The organism is Nonomuraea sp. PA05 (assembly GCF_008086045.1).
GTDB classification, from domain to species: domain Bacteria; phylum Actinomycetota; class Actinomycetes; order Streptosporangiales; family Streptosporangiaceae; genus Nonomuraea; species Nonomuraea monospora.
The window spans coordinates 70,811-86,318 of record NZ_VSEY01000047.1; the positions used below are offsets into that span (position 1 = coordinate 70,811).

A 15,508-nucleotide genomic window follows, 5' to 3' on the forward strand; every position below is an offset into this window, starting at 1 on the left:
GTAGACGCCTGCACCTGGGAGTCGGACAGGGAGGGCGGGATGCGCCGGTTGCTGGCGATCGTCAACTCGGCGGCGGGAAGCGCCGACGACGAGGTGGTGTCCGAGGTGCTGGCCGTGCTGGGCGAGCACGCAGACACGGTGGAGGCCCGCATCGCCGACCCGGCGGGCCTGCCCGCGGCGCTGGCGGAGCATCCGGAGCGGGATCCGGTCGTGCTGGGCGGCGACGGGACGCTGCACCGCCTGGTCGAGGTGCTGGCGGAGCGGGGCGAGCTGGGCGTGCGGACGGTCGGGCTGATCCCGCTGGGCACCGGCAACGACCTGGCCCGCGCGCTGGGCGTGCCGCTGGACCCGGCCGAGGCGGCCCGCGCAGCGGCCCTGGGGGTACCCCGGCCGCTCGATCTGCTGCGCGACGACGAGGGCGGGATCGTGGTGAACGCGGTGCATCTCGGTGTCGGCGTGGAGGCGGCCAGGACGGCCACGCCGCTCAAGCCGGTGCTGCGCCGCTTCGCGTACGCGGGGGGCAGCGTGATCGCGGGGGTCAGGACCAAGGGGGTGCCGCTCAGGGTGGAGGTGGACGGCCGGGTGGTCGCGGACGGGCGGCGCAGGGTGCTGATGGCCGGGATCGGCAACGGCAGGTCCATCGGCGGCGGCACGCCGCTCACCCCCGACGCCCGGCTCTCCGACGGCCTCGCCGACGTGGTCGTCTCGTTCGCCACCGGCCCGCTGCAGCGGCTGCTGTACGGGGTGCTGCTCCGGCTGGGCCGGCACACCGGCCGGCCGGAGGTGACGGCCGTGCGCGGCGCACGCATCCGCGTCTCGGGCCCCGCCCTGCATCTGAACGCCGACGGTGAGCTGGCCGGGCCCATCTCCGGGCGTACCTGGACCGTGGAGGCCCGCGCCTGGCGGCTGGCCGTGAACCGCGCTCAGTCGGGGACGGCGTAGCGGCGCTCCAGCTCGCTGTGCTCGTCGAGGCCGATCAGCGTGTTGAACTCGTCGAAGTCCAGCATCTCCGGCCGCATCGCGCTGGTGTCGCCCCGGGTGGCGAGGGTGCGCAGGTAGTCCCGCATGCCCTTGGCGGCGGCGAAGCCCGCTCCGAGCGAGAACAGGGCCAGCGAGTAACCCATGTCCTGGAGGTCGCGCGTGTTCAGCAGCGGCGTGCGTCCGCCCTCGATCTGGTTGCTGAGCACCGGCACCACGCCGCGGAAGGCGTCGCAGACGCGCCGCATCTCCTGCTCGCTCTCGGGTGACTCGACGAACAGCACGTCGGCGCCCGCCTCGTGGTAGGCGGCGCCATGGTCGATGGCCTCGTCGAGGCCCAGGGTGGTGCGGGCGTCGGTGCGGGCGATGACGTGGCGGCCCAGCATGTGGCCGCAGCGTTTGGGGAAGGTCTGGTCCTCCAGGTGCAGGGCCGCCGCGCCCGCGCTCTCGTACGCGCGGACGGTGCGCCGCACGTTGAGGGGGTTGCCGTAGCCGGTGTCGGCGTCGGCGATCAGCGGCAGCTCAGACACCTCGGCGAACATGGCGACCCGCGCCACCATCTGCGTCAGCGTCAGGTACCCCACGTCGGGCTGGCCCAGCACGGCGGCCGAGGTCTGGAACCCGCTCAGGTAGACCGCCTGGAAGCCCAGCTCCCGCACCAGCCGGGCGCCGGTGCCGTCGTACGCGCCGGGAGCCACGAGGATCTCCTGCGCCGCGATCAACTGTCTCAACCGGGTGGTGTGCCGCGTCATCGGTGTGCCTCCTCAACTGGGAAAACGTCCTTCAGAACCGCCATACCCCGCCAGGCGGGTGTCGGAGTAGGCGGCGAACTTCTCGCCCAGCCACGCCGTCAGGCACAATGCCCGGCATGCACAAATCCGATCTTCACTTCTACCTGAGGACCGCCCGCGAGTCCCTCGTGTGGAAGCTCGACGGCCTGTCCGAGTACGACGTCCGCCGCCCGCTCACCCCCACCGGCACCAACCTCCTCGGCCTGGTCAAGCACCTGGCCGGCGTCGAGCTCGGCTACTTCGGCGACTGCTTCGACCGGCCGCACGGCGAGTCGCTGCCGTGGATCGAGAGCGCGGCCGAGGACAACGCGGACATGTGGGCCACGCCCGGCGAGTCCCGCGAGCAGATCGTCGGGCTGTACCGGCGGGCGTGGGCGCACGCGGACGCCACCGTCGAGGAGCTGTCCCTGGACGCGGCCGGCCACGTGCCCTGGTGGCCGGCCGACCGCAACCCCGTGACCCTGCACCGTGTCCTCGTGCACGTGCTGTCCGAGACCAACCGGCACGCCGGTCACGCGGACATCGTCCGGGAGCTCATCGACGGGGCCGTCGGCCGGCGGAGTGGTGACATTCTGCCGAGCGATGATTCGTCCTGGTGGGAGGGGTACCGGGGGCGGGTGGAGCAGGCGGCCCGGCAGGCGCGAGGAGCATGACCGCTCGCTCATGCCTCCGGCATCACCGAATCAGCCCAGGAAGCCGAGGACGGCCCGGCGGGGGTCGAGGTCGGCGGGCAGGACGGATGTGGAGGTGAGGGCGCCGGTGCCGGCGTCGAGGGAGAAGTAGCCGTAGCCGTCCAGGTGGATCAGCGGATGCCGGTCGTCCACCCAGCCGAGCAGCGCGACGTCGGTCTCGCCGCCCGGCGCCCGCGCCTGGTGCTCGGCGACGGCGTCGCCGGTGGCCGCGCCGGTCACCCTGATCACGCCGTCGGTCTCCGTGGCGCGCAGTTTCCCGTCGGGGGACGGAACGCCGCCCGCGGTCGCCCGGTCGGCGGTGGTGCCGTCGAGGCGCACGGTGAAGGGCGGCGACGCGTCCTTCCCTTCGCAGGTGACGCCGTCGCCGGCGACCGAGAGCAGGCTCTCGCAGGCGTGGCTCATGGGCGTGGTCCTGCCGGAGGCCAGCTCGGTGTGGAACGTCTCGCCCTGCCCGGTGAGGCGGACGGCGACGTGGCCCCCGTCCGGGGAGAACATCGCCGTGGACTCCTGGGCGAGCTGCCCGGCGGTGAGCTCGGGGGTGAGGTCCCTGACCTGGTTGCCGTCCAGGTCCGCGACGACCCAGCGGTGCCGGAGCGCGTCCAGGTAGGCGACCTTGTAGCCGTCCCCGCTGATGGCCACGGACGGCGTCCAGGCCAGTCCAGGGCCGCCGTCGCCGTCCGACTCCAGGATCCGCACGGCCGCGTTGGTGATCAGGGACGTGCCGCGGCACCCCTGAGGGGAGGCGCAGCTCACGTTGCCGAGGTTGTCGGACCACTTCTGGGTGGTGTCGAACATCAGGCCCCACCCGGCGCAGAGCACGTCGCCGGGCTCGGTCTCGGTGCCCGTGTCGTTCGGGCAGGCGGTCTCCTCGGCGTACCGGATGCGGGCGGTGGTCAGCGGCGGCGTCCAGGCGGGCCACTCGCCGTGCGGCAGCCCGAAGCGCAGGGTGAAGGCGCTCGGGGAGTCCGGCTCGTGCGCCATCAGGCCCTGCTCGACCTCGGTGCGCAGGGCGCCGTCCTTGGTCAGGGAGAAGGTGCCGGAGGCGATGACCGCCGGGTCCCGGCTCGCCAGCCGGATCCCGGCGTAGCCCGCCGCCACCGCGACGACGGCGGCCAGGGCGATCCAGGCGCGCAGGCGTTTGCGCCGCCGTACGGCGGCGACGGCGGATCGGACGGTGGCGGCGACGTCGAGGTCCGGCGGGTCGGCGGGAACGGCGGCGTGGGACAGTTCGTCGTCGCCGAGCGAGAAGGCGAACCGGAGGTCCTCGGCCGACACGCCGTCGCGACCACGGGCGACCGTCACCACGCGGTCCACCGGCACGCCGTCGGCCATGGCCTTGCGGTAGAGCGTCAGCCTGGCCGCGGTGGCGGACGCGGCGGGCAGCCCGCGCCCGTTGCCGACCTCGACGAGAGCGTGCCGGACCAGGGACAGCGCCTGCTGCTCGTCCCCGGTGAGGAGGAGGGCGGACTTGGCGAGGTCCGGGCCGAGCCGCTTGGCGAACCAGCGGAAATCCGGGGTCATGGAAGGGTGTTTCTCCTGTGATCGGTCCTACAGCATGTGCCGGATCGGCATCGGCATCTCGGGGACGGGCTGCTCCAGCAGCTCGTCCACCTCCGCGCGGGTCAGCAGGCGCGTCTCCAGCAGGGTGGTGAAGCAGGCGTGCCAGTCGCGGCGGGCCTCGGCGTGCCGTCCCAGGGCGTGCAGGGTCTGGCCTGACCACCAGGCGGTCACGGCGTAGCCGATGCGGTACTCGGCTTCGCGCAGGAGCGCCAGCGCCACCTGGTAGGTGTCGGCCGCCTCCGCGAGCCGTCCGGCGTGCATCAGGGCGCGGGCAAGGCTCGCGCGGCTCGAACCCTCGCCGTACAGGCTGCTGTTCCACTCCGCGACGGCGATCCTGCCCTGGGCGATGGCCTCCTCGAACCGCTGCTGCCGGAAGAGCACGTGGACGCGGTTGTTGAGGACGGCGCCGCGCGCGTAGCGCTCGCCGACCTCGTCGGCGAGCTTCAGGGCGCGTGACAGGTTGGCGTGGGCGAGGTCGAGCCGTCCCAGCACGGTGTAGATGATGCCGAGATTGTTGAACGATCCCATCCGCCGGTGCGGCAGGCCCGCCTTCTCCCAGCTCACCACCGCCCGCTCCAGGTGGTGGATCGCCCGCTCGTAGCGTCCCTGGTCGCGGTAGACCCAGCCCAGGTAGCTCTGCGCCTGCGCGTGGCCGGCCAGGTCTCCGCACCGCTCCGCCAGCTCGATCGCGCCGAGGTGCACGTCGGTCAGGTGCGTGACCCAGCCGCGGTAGTTGAACGGCATGTGCAGGCCCAGCGCCAGCCCGATGGCGGTGTCCGGGTCGGCGGACCCGGCCGCCTGACTGGCCGCGGCGAGGAGGTTGTCGCGTTCGGCCTCGGTCCACCGCCTGGCCTCCCGCGCGTCGGCGAGGGCGACGCCGGGCTGGTCGGCGGCGTAGTAGGGCTCCAGGGCCTGGGGGTGCACGAGCAGCGTGGCGGTGTTGGCCGTGGCCAGGTAGTGGTGCAGGCCGCGGCGCAGCGCCGCCGCGCGCTCCCGCTCGGGCAGCTCGTGGCCGGCCTGCTCGCGGGCGTACAGGCGGATGAGGTCGTGGAAGCGGTACCGGCCGCGCCCCACGGACTCCAGGAGGCGGGCGCCGCGGAGCCGTTCGAGCGCCGCCTCCGCCCGCGACTCGGGCCAGCCGGCCAGCGCGGCCGTGGCGGCGGGGGTGTGGGCGGGCGTGTCGAGCAGGCCGAGGAGCGGCAGGACGTGCGCGGCGTCCTGGCCGCTCGGCTCCTCGCGCAGGTGCTCGTGGCTGACCGCGATGCTGGTGCGGACGGCGAGATCGTCGTACTGCAGGGTGTCCAGCCGCCGGGCGGCGTCGGCCAGGCGGTCGGCGAGGTCGGTGAGCCGCCAGTCGGGCCGCGCCCGCAGCCGGGCGCCGGCGACCCGGATGGCGAGCGGGAAGCCGCCGCACAGCCCGGTGATCTCGGCGGCGGCCTCCGGCTCGCGCTGGACGCGGTCGGGGCCGGCGACCCTGGCGAGCAGCGTGACGGCATCGCGGTCGGCGAGGCCCGCCAGGTGCAGGTGGCGGGCGCCGTCGAGACCGGCCAGGTCGTGGCGGCTGGTGACGACGGTCCGGCAGCCGGGGCCGGCGGGGATGAGCGGCCTTACCTGGTCGGCGTCGAGCGCGTTGTCGAGGATGACGAGCAGGTCGCCGGTCGCGGTGAGCGAACGGTAACGGGCGACCGCCTCCTGCGGGTCCGCCGACACGGCGGAGCCGTCCAGGCCGAGCGAGCGCAGCAGGTGGCCGAGGGCGTCGGGCACGGGCAGGGGCTGCCGCCCGGGGGTGGAGCCGTTGAGGTTGACGTAGATGACGCCGTCGCGGAACCGTCCGGCCAGCGCGTGCGCGACGTGGACGGCCAGCGCCGACTTGCCGACGCCGCCGGGCCCGTCCACGACGGCCGTGCCCGGCTGGAGCAGCGCCTCGCGCAACCACTCCACCTCCTCGTGCCGGGCGGTGAACGACCGGGTGTCGGCGGGCAGCTCGGCGGGGACGACCGTGGCGGACTGCGCGGGCGTGCCGAGCTCCAGCGCGGGGTCCCTGGTGAGGATGGCGTGTTGCAGCCGGCGCAGCCGCGCGCCGGGCTCCAGGCCGAGCTCCTCCACCATGGCGATGCGGCCCTCCTGGTAGACCGCGAGCGCGTCGGACGGCCGGGCCGCCCGGTAGAGCGCCAGCATGAGCTGGGCGCGCGGCCCCTCCCGCAGGGGGTGGGCGTGGACGTGCTGCACCAGATCGGTCACCATCGCGTGGTGGTCGCCCGCGGCCAGCCGCAGCTCGACGTGGTCCTCGAAGACGGCCAGGCGCTCCTCCTCCAGGCGCTTGGACTCGATCTGCGCCCACGGGTCGTCCAGCTCGGCCAGCGCCCGCCCCCGCCACAGGGCCAGCGCCCGCCGGAACAGCTCGTCGGCCGTGCCGGGCTCGCGCCGGTCGCGGGCCATCCGCGCCTGGCCGGCCAGCAGCGTGAAGCTGTGCGCGTCGACCTGGTCGCGGGGCAGGTCCAGCAGGTAGCCGCCGGGCACGGTCGCGATGAGGCCGGGGGTGAGCGTGTCGCGCAGCTTGGACACCACGATGTGCAGTTGTTTGGCCGCCGTGACCGTCGAGGTCTGCCCCCAGACGTCGGTGACGAGCTGGCGGGCGCTGACGGGCCGGCCGGTGTCCAGCGCCAGGCGCGCCAGCACGGCGATGCGGCGGCGGCCCGCGATCCGCACCGCTTGGCCGTCCACCGTGGTCTGCCACGACCCGAGGAACCCGATCTCCACTGTCATCAGGGGAGAAAGCCTAGAAAGAGGCGGTATATCGGCGGTATGTCCGCGCGCCTTCACGGCCGGATCATGTTGACAGCCATTTCGGCGGCTGGCGGAATGGGCGTCCTCACTTGTGGAAGGAAACCCGTGCGTCCAGCTCGTATCGCGACCGCCGCCGTCCTGGCGGCCGCCGTCCTCTGCGTCCCGCAGCCCGCGCAGGCGGCCGTGTTCAAGCATCCCGGCGTGCTGGTCAGCCGCGCGCAACTCGACTTCGTCAGGGCCAACCTCGGCAACGAGCCGTGGAAGTCCGCGTGGAGCTCCCTGCAGAAGAGCGCCCAGGCCTCGCTGTCCTACACGGCCAAGCCGCGCGCGGTCGTGGACTGCGGCCCCAGCTCGACCCCTGACAACGGTTGCTCGGACGAGCGCAACGACTCCATGGCGGCCTATACGCACGCCCTGCAGTGGTACCTCACCAAGGACTCCCGCTACGCCAGGAAGGCGATCCAGATCATGGACGCCTGGTCGGCCGTGATCAGCAAGCACACCGGGAGCAACGCGCCGCTGCAGACCGGCTGGGCGGGCGCCAACTTCTCCCGCGCCGCCGAGCTCGTCAAGCACACCTACACCGGCTGGACCCAGGCCGCCCGTTTCGCCGGCAAGCTGCGCACCGTCTACCTGCCGGCCGTGCTCGCCGGCGCGCCGAACAAGAACGGCAACTGGGAACTGATCATGACGGATGCCGCCATCGGCATCGCCGTGCACCTGGACGACCGGGCCTCGTTCGACAAGGCAGTGGCCACGTGGCGCGGCAGGCTGCCCGCCTACGTCTATCTGAAGACGGACGGCTCGCTGCCCAAGGCGCCGCCGAAGAGCACGTACGACACCAAGGCCGAGATCATCGACTACTGGCACGGGCAGACGACGTTCGTGGACGGCCTGACCCAGGAGACGTGCCGCGACTTCTGGCACACCGGCTGGGGCCTGGCGGCCATCGCCCACGTCGCGGAGACGGCCGGCCACCAGGGCGTGGACCTGTACTCCACGGCCAAGCACCGGCTGCGCCGCGCCATGGACCTGCACGCCCAGGTGCAGCAGAGCGGCACGGTGCCGTCGTGGCTGTGCGGCGGCAAGGCCAAGCTCGACCTCGGCGCGCACTACGAGGTCGGCTACAACGCGCTGCACGAACGTCTCGGCTACGACGACATGCCGAGCGCCGCGCAGTGGGTGGAGCGCAAGCGCCCGGTCGGGATGTCGCACTTCCTGGCCTGGGAGACGCTCACCCACGCGCGGAACCCGCAGTACGCCGGGATGGGCATGTCGGCCACGCCGGACTTCGACGCCGACGGCGTCGGCGACCTCTTCTCCACCGCCACCGGGACGCTGACCGTCTGGAACGGCGAAGGCGCCAACAAGTTCGGCCCCGCCACCACGCTCGGGAGCTGGAGCGGCTTCGCCCGGCCTGTCGCCGGTGACTTCAGCGGCGACGGGCTCACCGACCTGGTCGCCGTGAACAAGGACACCGGCAAGCTGACCGTCTGGAACGGCATGGGCGGCAACGAGCTGGGAGCCGCCGTCGAGCTGGGGCCCGGCTGGGAGCCGTACGCGGACTCGCTGGTGTCGGCGGGCGACATAAACCAGGACGGCCGTACGGATCTGGCCGCCGTGCACGCCGAGACCGGCACCCTCTACTACTGGAACGGCGAGGGGGCCAACGAGTTCGGGCCGGGCACGAAGATCGGCGGCGGGTGGCTGCCCTTCTCCCGGCCGATCGCCGGCGACTTCAACGGTGACGGCATCGGCGACCTGATGGCCGTGCAGAAGGACACCGACGTCCTGTACGTCTGGAACGGCAGGGGTGCCAACAACTTCACCGCCGCGGTCGAGGTCGGGGGCGGGTGGGAGCCGTACGTGACCTCGCTGACGTCGCCGGGCGACGTGAACGGGGACGGCCGCGCGGACCTCGCCGCCGTGAACGCCGAGACCGGAACCCTGTACGTGTGGAACGGCAGGGGCGGCAACAAGTTCGGCTCCGGGCTCGCCGTCGGCACCGGCTGGAAGACCTCCTTCTGACAGCCGGGAACCCCCGGACGTCCGGGGGTTCCCGCAGGCCCGTCAGAAGTGCTGAGCCCCCATGGGGGCCGAGGGCGGTGCCGGTCATCGCGGCGTAGTGCGGGCGGAATGCCGCCGGTATGTCGTCCCGGCCCGCTCGATCGACGGGGCCCGGCGCCACTCAGTACAGTGGCGGGGTGGCAGGTGAGCAGACGAGCGCGCGGGTGGACGTGTGGATCTGGTCGGTGCGGCTCACCAGGACCCGCTCCATCGCCTCCGACGCCTGCCGGGGCGGCCACGTGCGCGTCAACGGGGTGCGGGTCAAGCCCGCGCATGCGATCAGGGCCGGTGACGAGGTCAGGCTCCGGCACGAGGGCAGCGAACGCGTCGTGGTCGTCTCCCGGATCATCACCAAGCGCGTCGGCGCCCCCGTGGCCGCCGAGTGCTACGTGGACAACAGCCCGCCGCCTCCGCCTCGCGAGGAGAGGGCGCCCGTCGCCGTACGCGATCGTGGCGCGGGCCGTCCCACCAAGCGGGAGCGCCGCAGCATCGAGAAGCTGCTCGGGCGGCGGGCACGACCGGAATCAGAAAACTAGGAAATTTCCGGAAGGCCGGGCTTCCAGCGGGCAAGTAGGGATGTCCATCTCATCCGGGAGCCCCTGAGTGATCCTTGTCCCTGACACGTTCGAAGCGGTCTTCGACGCCCACTACGAGGAGATCCGCCGCTACCTCGGCCGCCGCGTCGGCCTCGACGTGGCGGAGGACCTCGCGGCCGAGACCTTCCTGATCGCCTTCGGCCGGCGCGCGGCGTACGACCCGGCGTACGGCGCGGTCCGGCCCTGGCTGTACGGCATCGCCACCAACCTGCTCGGCCGGCACCGGCGCGCGGAGCTGCGCCGCTACCGGGCGCTGGCGCGCAGCGGGCCGCCGCCCGACGACGACGGCCCGCACGAGCGGGTGGTCGACCGGCTGACCGCCGAGGTCACGGTCGGGCGGCTGGCCGGGGCGCTGGCCGGGCTGTCCGCCGGTGAGCGGGACGTGGTGCTGCTGGTCGCGTACGGCGGGCTGAACTACGCGGAGGTGGCCGCCGCCCTGCGGATCGCCGAGGGGACGGTCGCGTCGCGGCTGAACCGGGCCAGGACCAAGCTGCGGGCGACGCTGGGAGTGGAGGCGTGATGAGGGAGTTCGAGTTCATCGACCGGGTGATGCCGGACGTCCCGCCGGCCACGCCCGAGCAGCGGGCGGCGCTCCGCGCCCGCCTCTTCGAGCAAGGTCACGGCTCGGTGGGCGGCAGGAGGGTCATGAGGCCGACCGGGCGGCGCGGCAGGAGGGGCGTGACGTCAGGCGGACGGCGCGGCTCACTGCGCGGCCGGCCGGGTGTGATGTCAGGCGGGTCGCTGGGCGGGTGGCGGAGTGTGGCGCTGGTGGCGGCAGCCGTGATCCTCGTGATCGGCGCCGTCGCCGTGCTGCTGCCCAGGTCCACGCCCGCTCCGGCCGCCCTCACGCCACGCCAGCGGCTCGACGCGGCGGCCGGCAGGCTGGCCGCGCAGCCGCACGCCGTCCTGCGCTACTGGCGGCAGGAGACCGAGGTCATCACCAGGACGAAGGGCGCCGGCGGCTATCTCGTCGAGGAGCGCGGCAGGGACGTGGTGGCCATCGGGCGGGACGGCGACTGGTACACCTGGTACGAGGCCGTCTCGGCCGAGCCGTACGGCGCCGAGGCCACCGAGAGATGGCGGCGTTCAGGCTCCCCCCGGCTCTGCCCGGCCCGTGGCTGCGACCCGAACCTGCCCTACTACCCCGCCCGTTCGATGGACCGCCTCCTGGCGGTGGCGCCGGGCTGGACGGCCACCTTGCCCGAGGTCCTCGCGCTGCCACGGGAGGCGTCCGCGCTCAAGGCCGAGTTGCTGAAGCACTACTCGGACACCTCGAAGGCGAACCGCGACGAGTGGCTGGCGCAGGCCGTCCGCCGGCTCGTCGTGGAGTTCCCGACCACGCCGGGCACCCAGGCGGCGGCCTACCGCGTGCTGGCCGGGCTGCCAGGGGCGAGCGTGCGCGACGACGTCCGCGATCCGGCCGGCCGGCGGGCGGTCACCATTCAGGCGCCGGTGCGCGGCGTGGTCAGCAGTCAGCTCGTCATCGATCCGGACAGCGGCGCGCTGTGGGCGGCCCAGCAGGTGGCGCCTGTGCCCGGCCTCGCTCCGGGCGCCCCGGACGTCATCAGGAGCATCGTGCGCAGAGCCTGGACCGACGCCCGGCCGACGCCGCCGCCTGGCTGCCGGAATTGCTCCGGCCGGTACTGAGTGACGTGTTTCACCTTCAGCGGCGTCACAGAACCGGTGCCGGACGCGTCTTGTGTGTAGGCAACATAAAGGGAGCCTCGGATGCGTACTTTGTCGGTCAAACGCCGTTCTTTCCAGTTCTCCCACTGGTCGTTCATGTTCGCCGAGATCGCCGTCTGGTCGTTCGTCGTCCTGCTGGTGACCGGCGCGCTGCTGATGCTGGTCTACGTGCCCAGCATGGCGCAGGTGACCTACGACGGCTCGTACGGGCCGCTGCGCGGGCTCTTCGTCAGCGCGGCGTTCGACTCGACCATGCACCTCAGCCTGGAGGTGCGCGGCGGCCTGCTGATCCGCCAGATGCACCACTGGGCGGCGCTGGTCTTCGTGGCGGCCGTCGTGCTGCAGCTCCTGCGCATGTTCCTGACCGGCGCGTTCCGCCGGCCGCGCACCGGGCAGTGGCTGATCTGGGTGTCGCTGCTCGCGCTGGCGATGGCCGCGGGCGAGACCGGTAACGCCCTGCCCGACGACATGCTGTCGGGCGGGAGCCTGTGGCTGATGATGTCGGTGGTGCAGTCGATCCCGGTGGTCGGGAGCTGGGTGATGTCGCTGCTGTTCGGCTCGGGCTTCCCCGGCGACACGATCATCCCCGTGCTGTACGGCGCGCACCTGGTCATCCCGCTCGTCATGGGCGCGCTGCTGGTCGGCCGCGAGCTGCTGGTGCGGCGCAACGGCCACTCGCGGTTCGTCGCCTCGCTGCCGGGACGGCGCAACGCCCGCCCGCTGATGGCGGTCGCGACGTTCGGCATGCTGATCATCCTCGGCTTCGGCTTCCAGATCGCGCCGATCTGGCTGTACGGCCCCGCCAAGCCGACGCACATCTCGGCGGGTTCGGTGCCCGACTGGTACATGGGCTTCCTCGACGGCGCCCTGCGGATCATGCCCGGGTGGGAGCTGACGCTCGGCGACTACACGCTCAGCCTGGCGGTGCTGGTGCCGACGCTGGTCGTGCCCGGGGCGTTCTTCACGGCGCTGGCCGCGTACCCGATCGCCGAGCGCCTGCTCGCGGCGAGACGCGAGCGCCGCGACCCGCTGGGACGGCCGAAGAGCGCCGGCCGCATGGCCGGCGAGAAGCGCGGGCGTGACGTGCTCGACCGGCCGCGCGACACGCCGGTGAAGACGGCCATCGCGGCCGCCGGGATCGCGTTCTACGGCCTGCTGTGGGCGGCCGCGGCCAACGACCAGCTCGCCCACCAGTTCCAGCTCAACGTCAACACGGTGACGGTCTTCTTCAGGTGGGCCGTGGTCATCGGCCCCGTCGTCGCCTTCGTGGTCACCCGCTGGATCTGCCTGGCGCTCCAGCAGTCGGAGCGGCACGAGGCCGAGCACGGCGTGGAGACCGGGATCATCACGCGGTCGCCGGACGGCGGCTTCCACGAGCGGCTGGAGCCGGCGGTCCCCGTGGGCGCGGCGGTCGCGGGAGGCGTCAGCGGGCCGGAGATCGAGGCCGGTTCCACCAGAGGCTGAGCGACAGGGCCCCGGCGATCAGGACGGCACCGCCCGCGGCGAAAAGCGCGGCGGTGTCGACCTGCTCCCGGATGACGGTGAAGCTGCCGGGCAGGGTGCCGAGCGCGGTGTCCAGTTCGTCGGCGTTCTCGGCGCGGTGGTAGGCGCCGCCGGTGGTCTTCGCGATCTGCTGGAGCGCGGGCTCGTCGATGACGCGGTAGCCGCGGCCCCTGTCGAAGCCGCCGCGACCGCCGAAGCCGCCGCCGCCCCAGGTGCCGAAACCGCTGTCGACCTGGGAGCTGTCGCAGACCATCGGCGACGGGGTGGTGGTGCCGAAGCCGATGGTGAAGACGCGGACCCGGCGCAGCGCCGCCTCCTGCGCGGCGGTCTGCGGATCGACGCCCTGGGTGTTGGCGCCGTCGGTGAGCACCACGATCGCGGCGCCGGCGTAGCCCTCCCCGCCCTCGCCCGGGTCCGCTCCCGTGGGCGCGACCGAGGAGTCGGCCTGCGCGATCGCGTCGATCGAGGCGAGCATCGCCTGCCCGATCGCGGTGCCGCGGTAGGTGGTGAGGTTCTCCAGCGCCTCGATCAGCTCGTCGGTGTCGTCGGTCGGCGGCACGACCAGCCCCGCGGTGCCCGCGAACGTGACCAGCCCGATCTTCGGCCCGTTCCGCTGCGACTCGATGAACTTCGCCGCCGCCTTCCGCGCGGCGGTGAGCCGGTTGGGATCGACGTCCGTTGAGCACATGGAGCCGGAGATGTCGAGCGCGAGCAGGATCGTCGCCGACGTCTGCGGCACCGGCACCGTCGCCTGCGGCCTGGCCGCCCCCACCGCCAGCAGCGCGAGCCCCGCCACGAACAGCGCCGCCGGGATCCTCCTCGTCCAGCGGGTGCGGCCGGGCAGCGCGGTGCGTACCAGCGCGATCGACGTCACGCGTACGGCGGCCCGCCTGCGGCGGCGCAGCGCCCACCACCGGATGGCGAAGATGAGCGGGATGAGCAGCGCGGTCAGCAGCGCCCACGGCCAGGAGAACGTCATTCAGATCACCCGTCCAGATCGGAGCACGGTGAACGCCGCTCCTGCGGTGAGCAGCGCGAGGGCGAGCCAGATCAGCCCGCCGGCGAGGGGCAGCGGCTCGTCGGAGACGGTGAGCCGCAGGTCGATCGAGTCGGCGATCCCGTCGAGCCGCGCCGCGTCGAGTGCGGGATGGTAGGCGCCGCCGGTGGTCTGCGCGATCGTGGCGAGGGCGTCCTCGTCGAGCGAGGTCTGACGGTGGAAGCCGTCCACCACCACCGTCGCGCCGGCCACCGTGCCGATCCCGACGGTGTGGATCTGCACGCCCGCCTTCTGCGCCACCTCGGCGGCCTGTACGACGTCCGCGCCGCCCTGGTTCTGCCCGTCGGAGAACATCACGATCGTCGCCGACGGCCAGTAGCCGATGTCCGGCGCGGCGCCGTCGCGGCCGATCGCCACCTGCTTGCCGGTGATCGCCGTCAGCGAGCCCAGGATGGCCGTCCCCAGCGAGGTGCTGCCGGTGATCCGCAGCCGGTCGATGGCCTTGAGCGCGATCGAGTGGTCGGCGTCCGGCCTGGCGGCGGTGAGCGCGCCCTGCTCGAACGCGATGACCCCGACGTCGACGCTGGTGGGCTGCGCCTCCACGAACGCGCGCGCCGCCCGCTGCGCCGCCGCCAGCCGCGTCGGCGCGACGTCGTCGGCGCTCATGCTGCTGGAGACGTCCATGGCGAGGATGACGGTGCCCGAGGCGCGCGGGACCGGCACCATGGCCGTCGGCCCCGACACGGCCACCGCGAGCACCCCGACGCCGGCGACCGTCAGGCCGACGCCGAGCGACGCCCGCCGGCCACCCGTCAGGGTCACGCCCGCGGCGGCCAGCGCGGCCCGCCGCCTGCGCGCCGCCACGACGGCCGCCCACGCCAGCGCCACCGTGACCAGCAGTCCGACGACCAGCAGCAGCGGGGAGGACAGGGTCACGAGGCTCCCCTCATCGAGCCCGTCGGTCATGGCGACCGATCCCTGGTCCTGGAGACGACCTCGACGAGCGCCTCGGCCAGGTCGCGGTCGGTGTCCACGCGGTGGACGGGCACCCCGGCCCTGCGCATGCCCGCCGTCAGCTTGGCGTCGCGGGCGTCCACGGCCTCGCGGAAACGGACCCGGAGCAGGGGGTCGGCGGAGTCCACGACGAGTTGCTCGCCGGTCTCGGCGTCCTCGACCACGATCAGCCCCGCCTCGGGCAGCACGTCGTCGGCGGTGTCCACGATTCGCAGGGCGACCACCTCGTGCCGCCTGGCCAGGCGGCGCAGCGAGCGTTCCCAGTCACCCTCGCCGATGAAGTCCGACAGCACCACGACGAGCGCCCGGCGGCGCGCGAGCCGCCCGGCCGCCTCCAGCATCTCCGCCAGGTCGGTCGTGGCGCCGCCGCTCGCCCGCGCCGTGCGTTCCAGCTCGGCGCCGATCCGCAGCGCGTGCCGCCGCGAGGTGCCGGGCGGCACGACCCGCACCATCCCGGTGTCGTACAGCAGCGCCCCCACCCGGTTCCCGCCGCGCCCGAACAGCCGGGCCAGGATCAGCGCCAGCTCGGCGAGCACGTCGTGCTTGCCGCGCCCCGGCCGCCCGGCCGCCATCGACGCCGACCGGTCCAGCACCAGCCACACCGTCAGCTCGCGGTCCTCGGTGAACACCCGCACGTGCGGCTCGTCCAGCCGGGCCGTGACGTTCCAGTCGATGTGCCTGGCGTCGTCGCCGCCGGTGTAGGGGCGCAGCCCGGTGAAGTCGATCCCGGCGCCTCGGTACGTCGTGCGGTGGTCGCCCTGAAGCCGGCCGTCGAGCCGGCGGACGACCTTCCACTCCAGGCGGAGCAGCAGTTTCTCGGGGGCGGTGACCATGGCG

General features: G+C 73.4%; 13 protein-coding genes. 7 read left to right on the plus strand and 6 right to left on the minus strand.

Annotated features, from left to right (window positions below; translation table 11 throughout):
- The first annotated feature begins 39 nt into the window (after nt 1–39).
- Nucleotides 40–942, plus strand: a complete 903-nt coding sequence (locus tag FXF51_RS49505; RefSeq protein WP_148441790.1) for a diacylglycerol/lipid kinase family protein — start codon at nt 40–42, stop codon at nt 940–942.
- Here the strand turns inward: FXF51_RS49505 and FXF51_RS49510 are convergent.
- The gene (locus FXF51_RS49510) at nt 924–1,730 is read right to left on the minus strand and encodes an oxaloacetate decarboxylase (RefSeq protein ID WP_148441791.1); all 807 of its coding nucleotides are present in this window, start codon (nt 1,728–1,730) and stop codon (nt 924–926) included. The genes FXF51_RS49505 and FXF51_RS49510 overlap by 19 nt on opposite strands.
- A gap of 116 nt (nt 1,731–1,846) precedes the next feature.
- Between FXF51_RS49510 and FXF51_RS49515 the strand changes: the two genes are divergently transcribed.
- Nucleotides 1,847–2,422, plus strand: coding sequence for a DinB family protein (locus FXF51_RS49515; RefSeq protein ID WP_262380394.1), 576 nt, complete (start codon nt 1,847–1,849; stop codon nt 2,420–2,422).
- A gap of 30 nt (nt 2,423–2,452) precedes the next feature.
- On the opposite strand, the gene FXF51_RS49520 is transcribed toward FXF51_RS49515, so the two are convergent.
- Complete coding sequence (locus FXF51_RS49520; protein ID WP_148441793.1) at nt 2,453–3,982, minus strand: hypothetical protein; 1,530 nt, start codon at nt 3,980–3,982, stop codon at nt 2,453–2,455.
- Between the two features lie 27 nt (nt 3,983–4,009).
- The gene (locus FXF51_RS49525; RefSeq protein WP_187415003.1) at nt 4,010–6,787 is read right to left on the minus strand and encodes an AfsR/SARP family transcriptional regulator; all 2,778 of its coding nucleotides are present in this window, start codon (nt 6,785–6,787) and stop codon (nt 4,010–4,012) included.
- 126 nt (nt 6,788–6,913) lie between these two features.
- Between FXF51_RS49525 and FXF51_RS61390 the strand changes: the two genes are divergently transcribed.
- From FXF51_RS61390 to FXF51_RS49550, 5 genes are all read left to right on the plus strand, one after another.
- Nucleotides 6,914–8,836, plus strand: a complete 1,923-nt coding sequence (locus tag FXF51_RS61390) for an FG-GAP-like repeat-containing protein (protein ID WP_222871817.1) — start codon at nt 6,914–6,916, stop codon at nt 8,834–8,836.
- A gap of 203 nt (nt 8,837–9,039) precedes the next feature.
- Nucleotides 9,040–9,411, plus strand: coding sequence for an RNA-binding S4 domain-containing protein (locus FXF51_RS49535; RefSeq protein ID WP_262380398.1), 372 nt, complete (start codon nt 9,040–9,042; stop codon nt 9,409–9,411).
- A gap of 67 nt (nt 9,412–9,478) precedes the next feature.
- Nucleotides 9,479–9,991 carry an RNA polymerase sigma factor gene (locus FXF51_RS49540; protein WP_148441796.1) on the plus strand — a complete coding sequence of 171 codons (513 nt, stop codon included), beginning with the start codon at nt 9,479–9,481 and terminating at the stop codon, nt 9,989–9,991.
- Entirely contained in the window at nt 9,991–11,118 is a 1,128-nt protein-coding gene (locus FXF51_RS49545) for a hypothetical protein (RefSeq protein WP_148441797.1), read from the plus strand. The genes FXF51_RS49540 and FXF51_RS49545 overlap by 1 nt, the downstream gene beginning before the upstream one ends.
- A gap of 81 nt (nt 11,119–11,199) precedes the next feature.
- Entirely contained in the window at nt 11,200–12,621 is a 1,422-nt protein-coding gene (locus FXF51_RS49550) for a cytochrome b (protein WP_148441798.1), read from the plus strand.
- On the opposite strand, the gene FXF51_RS49555 is transcribed toward FXF51_RS49550, so the two are convergent.
- Genes FXF51_RS49555 through FXF51_RS49565 form a run of 3 tightly spaced genes read right to left on the minus strand, consistent with a single transcriptional unit; the run spans nt 12,581 to nt 15,504 of the window.
- The gene (locus FXF51_RS49555) at nt 12,581–13,639 is read right to left on the minus strand and encodes a VWA domain-containing protein (RefSeq protein WP_148441799.1); all 1,059 of its coding nucleotides are present in this window, start codon (nt 13,637–13,639) and stop codon (nt 12,581–12,583) included. The genes FXF51_RS49550 and FXF51_RS49555 overlap by 41 nt on opposite strands.
- Entirely contained in the window at nt 13,640–14,623 is a 984-nt protein-coding gene (locus FXF51_RS49560) for a VWA domain-containing protein (protein WP_262380395.1), read from the minus strand.
- On the minus strand, nt 14,620–15,504 hold the full coding sequence (locus tag FXF51_RS49565; RefSeq protein ID WP_148441800.1) for a DUF58 domain-containing protein: 885 nt from the start codon (nt 15,502–15,504) through the stop codon (nt 14,620–14,622). The genes FXF51_RS49560 and FXF51_RS49565 overlap by 4 nt, the downstream gene beginning before the upstream one ends.
- Nucleotides 15,505–15,508 lie beyond the last annotated feature (4 nt).

Bases quoted from the DNA above. Each gene is read 5' to 3' on its own strand.
- FXF51_RS49505 (WP_148441790.1), top strand. From the start codon at position 40: ATGCGCCGGTTGCTGGCGATCGTCAACTCGGCGGCGGGAAGCGCCGAC.
- FXF51_RS49510 (WP_148441791.1), bottom strand. From the start codon at position 1,730: ATGACGCGGCACACCACCCGGTTGAGACAGTTGATCGCGGCGCAGGAG.
- FXF51_RS49515 (WP_262380394.1), top strand. From the start codon at position 1,847: ATGCACAAATCCGATCTTCACTTCTACCTGAGGACCGCCCGCGAGTCC.
- FXF51_RS49520 (WP_148441793.1), bottom strand. From the start codon at position 3,982: ATGACCCCGGATTTCCGCTGGTTCGCCAAGCGGCTCGGCCCGGACCTC.
- FXF51_RS49525 (WP_187415003.1), bottom strand. From the start codon at position 6,787: ATGACAGTGGAGATCGGGTTCCTCGGGTCGTGGCAGACCACGGTGGAC.
- FXF51_RS49545 (WP_148441797.1), top strand. From the start codon at position 9,991: ATGAGGGAGTTCGAGTTCATCGACCGGGTGATGCCGGACGTCCCGCCG.
- FXF51_RS49550 (WP_148441798.1), top strand. From the start codon at position 11,200: ATGCGTACTTTGTCGGTCAAACGCCGTTCTTTCCAGTTCTCCCACTGG.
- FXF51_RS49555 (WP_148441799.1), bottom strand. From the start codon at position 13,639: ATGACGTTCTCCTGGCCGTGGGCGCTGCTGACCGCGCTGCTCATCCCG.
- FXF51_RS49560 (WP_262380395.1), bottom strand. From the start codon at position 14,623: ATGACCGACGGGCTCGATGAGGGGAGCCTCGTGACCCTGTCCTCCCCG.
- FXF51_RS49565 (WP_148441800.1), bottom strand. From the start codon at position 15,504: ATGGTCACCGCCCCCGAGAAACTGCTGCTCCGCCTGGAGTGGAAGGTC.